Source organism: Nocardia sp. NPDC051463 (assembly GCF_040681975.1).
GTDB lineage: Bacteria > Actinomycetota > Actinomycetes > Mycobacteriales > Mycobacteriaceae > Nocardia.
Window position 1 is genome coordinate 1 of record NZ_JBFBAB010000063.1, and the last position, 4,907, is coordinate 4,907.

Below are 4,907 nucleotides of genomic sequence, written 5' to 3' on the forward strand. Positions count from 1 at the left end.
ACGGCCAACATCGACGGCACGAAGTCGGTCACGGTCACCCGATGGGTCGCGATCATCTCCGCCACGTACACCGGATCCCGATGACCATCGTGCGTCGCGACAACCAGGGTCGCACCCGCGCTCAACGGCATGAAGTAGCCCCACAGCGACACATCGAACGTCGTAGCGGTCTTCTGCAGGTACACATCGTCGGCGCCGAGCGGGTATTCCGCCAGCATCCACTCGATCTGGTTGACGATCGCCGCGTGCGGAACCGCCACACCCTTCGGGCGGCCCGTCGAGCCCGACGTGAAGATCACGTAGGCGGAGTTCTCCGCCCGCAGGGGCGCACGGCGGTCGGCGTCGGTGACCGGCGCGTCGGAGTAGTCCGACAGATCGAGGGCATCGATCTCGAGTGTGCTGGTGGTGCCCGCGTCGAAGTTGTCGCGCGTGGTCGTCAGCACACACACCGGGGCGGCGGTGTCGAGCACATAGTGGCTGCGCTCGGCCGGGTGATCAGGATCCAACGGCACGTACGCGCCGCCTGCCACATCCACCGCGTACATGCCGACCACCAGATCCAGCGAGCGGCGCATGCCGAGCGCCACCATCGAATCCGGGCCGACACCGAGGGAAATCAGGTGTCGCGCAAGACGGTTCACCCGTGCCGAGAGCTCGGCATAGGTCAGAGTCGTCCCCTCGAACACCACAGCTGTCGCATCCGGGGTTCGCAATGCCTGCGCCTCGAACTTCGACACCAGCGTGGCCGGTGCGAGCTCGTGCGCGGTGTCGTTCCAGTCGACGACAGCGCGATCCCGCTCGGCGAGCGCGAGCAGTTCCAGGTCACCGACGGCGGTGGCCGGTGCGGCGACGATGTTGTCGAGCAGGCGCAGGAAGCGAGCCGCGAAGCCCTCGACCGTGGCGCGATCGAACAGTTCGGTCGCGTAGGTGAAGAGGCCATCCACACCGGTGGGCGTGCCGGACTCGTCGTAGGTGTCGGTGAGGATCAGGTGCAGATCGAACTGCGAAATTCCGCGGTCATAGTCGACACCCGACACGGTCAGGCCGGGCAGCTCCAGGGTTGTGGTGGTGAGGTTCTGGAACGACAGGCCCACCTGGAACAGCGGATGCCGTGCAGTCGAACGAGCCGGGTTCAGCACCTCCACCAAACGCTCGAACGGCACATCGGCATTCGCGAACGCCTGAATATCCGTCGCACGCTGACGCGACAGCAAGCCGGTGAACGACTCGCCCGCTTGCACAGTGGAGCGGAAGACCAGGGTGTTGATGAACGAACCGATCAAATCGTTCAGCGCCGCTTCACCACGACCCGCCATCGGCGTACCGATGGCAATGTCCTCGGTACCCGACAAACGGGCCAGCAATACCGCGAGTGCGGTGTGCATGACCATGAACAGCGTCGCGCCCTCGGATTGCGCCACCTCGACCAGACCACGATGCAGATCAGCGTCGATACCGAGGTGCACTGTGCTACCGGCGAACGACTGCGTCGCGGGACGCGGCCGATCCATCGGCAGATCCAACTGCTCGGGCAGATCGGCGAGTGCGGTGCGCCAGTAGGCGACCTGACTCGACATCAACGATGCCGGATCGTCCTCACTACCCAGCAACTCCCGCTGCCAGATACTGAAGTCCGCATACTGCACCTCGAGCGGCGACCAATTAGGCGCCTCACCCATCGACCGCGCGACATACGCCGTCATCAGGTCACGCACCAACGGACCGACCGAGGAACCATCACCCGCGATGTGATGCACCACCATGGCGATCACGTATTCCGGTGTCTCGCTCTCGATCTCGAACAACGCGACACGCACCGGCACCTGCTCGGTGACATCGAACGGCATCGAAATCAATTCGATCACAGCGGATTCGATCCGGTCCGCGCCAATGGTGTGCTCGGCCAACGGCAGCACCGCCTGCGACGGCGGCAGGATCACCTGGACAGCGGAACCATCGATTGCCGGGTAGACCGTGCGCAGCACTTCGTGCCTGCCCACCAAATCCGCGATCGCCTGCCGCAAAGCCTCGATGTTCAGCTCGCCGGACAAACGCACCGCGATCGGCACATTGTAAGCAGCCGACTCGGTATCGAACCGGTTCAGGAACCACATCCGCTGCTGCGCAAGCGACAACGGAATACGCTCCGGCCGAGGACCCGCCACCAATTCACGGCGGCCGCCGGCACCGGCCTGCTGTTCGACCCGAACAGCCAACGCCGCCACCGTCGGCGCCTCGAACAACAGCCGCACCGGCACCCGAGTATCCAGCGCCTGCCCCAGCCGCGCCGCGACCTGAGTAGCCAGCAGCGAGTTACCACCCCTGGCGAAGAAATCATCATCCAGACCCACACGCTGCTCACCCCCACGGTGAGCGAGGCCGAGCACATCGGCGAACGCACCGGCCACGATCTGCTCGATCGCGGTAGTCGGCGCGCGGAACACCGCCTTCTCGAAGGTCGGCGCCGGCAACGCCTTCCGATCCAGCTTCCCGTTCACATTCAACGGCAACGCATCCAGCGCCATCAGCACCGACGGCACCATGTAGGACGGCAATTCCGCGGACAGAGCCGTCTTCACCTGCTGCTTGTCGAACTCGGCGGGCTCGGCGGGCACGACATAAGCGACCAGACGGTCACCCAGATCGGGGTCGACATGCGCGAGCACAGCCACCGACGCCACCTCGGGCAGGCGCAAGAAAGCAGCCTCGATGTCACCCAACTCGATACGGAAGCCACGAATCTTCACCTGGAAGTCCGTACGACCCCGATACTCCAACTCGCCGTCGGCGTTCCACGCCACCAAGTCGCCCGTGCGATACATCCGGGCATTCGGCGCGAACGGATTGGCGACGAACCGCTCGGCGGTCAGATCCGCCCGCTCGAAGTAGCCGCGCGCCAACTGCACGCCCGCGAGATACAACTCGCCGGACACTCCGACCGGAACCGGTCGCAGCCGAGCATCCAACACGTATACCTGGCTGTTCCACTCCGGCGCGCCGATGGACACCGACGCTTGGTCGGCGTCGGTGACACCGTGACTGGTGATCGAGACCGCGGCCTCGGTCGGGCCGTAGAGGTTCCACAGCTGCGCCGAGTTGTTGCGCCGCAATCGCTGCGCGGTCGCCGGGGGCAGCGCTTCGCCGATCGCCAGCACCCTGCGCAGCGAATCGGCCAGCGTGTCACCGGAGTCGATCAACAGGGCATCCAGCATCGAGGGCACCACGTGCAGCGTCGTCACCGACTCGCGTGCCATCAGCGCGTTGAGGTATGCCGGATCCTGATGCCCGCCCGGCACGGCGATCACGAGTCGCCCACCGCTCACCGCGGCCGACCAGAACTCCCACACCGACAAGTCGAAGGTGGCGGCCGTCTTGAGCAAGATCACGTCATCCGCGGACAGCGCGAATTCCGCTGCCTTCCAAGACAACTGGTTGACAATCGCACCGTGCGGGACGGCAACACCCTTGGGACGGCCGGTGGAACCCGAGGTGAAGATCACGTACGCCGTGTTCTCCGGACGCAGCGGCGAGACGCGCTCGGCGGCGCCGATGGGATCGGTGGCGTACTCCGTCAGATCGACAGCATCGATCTGGACGGACTCGACGGCACCTGCGGTGAACCCATCGAAGCCGGTGGTCAGTACACACACCGGTGCGGCGGTATCCAGGATGTACCCGGTGCGCTCAGCAGGCTGATCGGGGTCGATCGGCACATACGCCGCACCCGACTTGGCCACCGCGTACATCGCGACGACGAGATCCACCGAACGCCGGATCGCCAGCGCGACCCGATCCTCCGGACCCACGCCACGACCGATCAGGTACCGCGCCAAACGATTGACCCGAGCGTCGAGCTCGGCGTAGGTCAGTACCGTCGGCTCGGCCGCCGATTCGTCACCGACCAGCGCCACCGCATCCGGGGTGGCCGCCACGGTGGCGTCCAGCAACGACACCAAGGTGGCCGCCGCATCGACCTCGTGCTCGGTGGCGTTCCATGCGGTGACCACCCTCGCGCGCTCGGCGCTGTCGAGTACTTCGATGTCACCCACCGAAACCCGTGGCGCGGTAGTGATTTCGCGCAGCACGCGCAGGAATCGGTCGGCGAAGCCCTGCACGGTCGCCTGATCGAACAGATCGGCGGCGTAGGTGAAGTAGCCGCCGATGCCGCTGGGGTTGCCTGCCTCATCGTAACCGTCGGTCACGATCAAGTGCAGGTCGAACTGCGAGAGTTGAGTGTCGATGTCGAGGCCCGCGACTGTCAGGCCCGGCAGTTCCAGCGCGGCCCCGGCGAGGTGATTCTGGAACGACAAGCCGACTTGGAAGAGCGGATGCCGCGCGGTCGAACGCTCCGGGTTGAGCACGTCGACCAGGCGCTCGAACGGCACCTCGGCGTTGGCGAAGGCCTGAATATCCGTCTCACGTTGCCGGGCAAGCAGATTCGTGAATGGCTCGTCCGCGTCCACCGTGGTGCGGAACACCAGAGTATTGACGAACATGCCGATCATGTCATTGAGCACGGCCTCGCCGCGCCCGGCGATCGGGGTACCGATGGCGATGTCGTCGGTACCCGACAACCGGGCCAGCAGCACCGCGAGAGCGGTGTGCACGACCATGAACAGCGTCGCGCCTTCGGCACGCGCCAGCTCGGCCAGCGACCGATGCAGCTCCGCGTCGACGCGGACCTCCACCTTGCCGCCCGCGAAGGACTGCACCGCGGGACGCGGCCGGTCCCACGGCAGATCCAATTGGTCGGGAAGCCCGTCAAGTGTCCGCTGCCAGTGCGCAATCTGCTTGGCGGCCAGCGATTCCAGGTCGTCTTCGCTGCCGAGGACCTCACGCTGCCAAATGCTGTAATCGGCGTACTGCACCGCGAGCGGAGCCCAGCTCGGAGCCTCACCCGCCGAACG

The 4,907-nt window shown here is 65.7% G+C and carries 1 protein-coding gene; it reads right to left on the reverse strand.

Going from position 1 to position 4,907, the window contains the following annotated elements:
* The coding region (locus tag AB0M74_RS35115; RefSeq protein WP_366530617.1) for an amino acid adenylation domain-containing protein at positions 1–4,907 on the reverse strand (4,907 nt) is incomplete at both ends.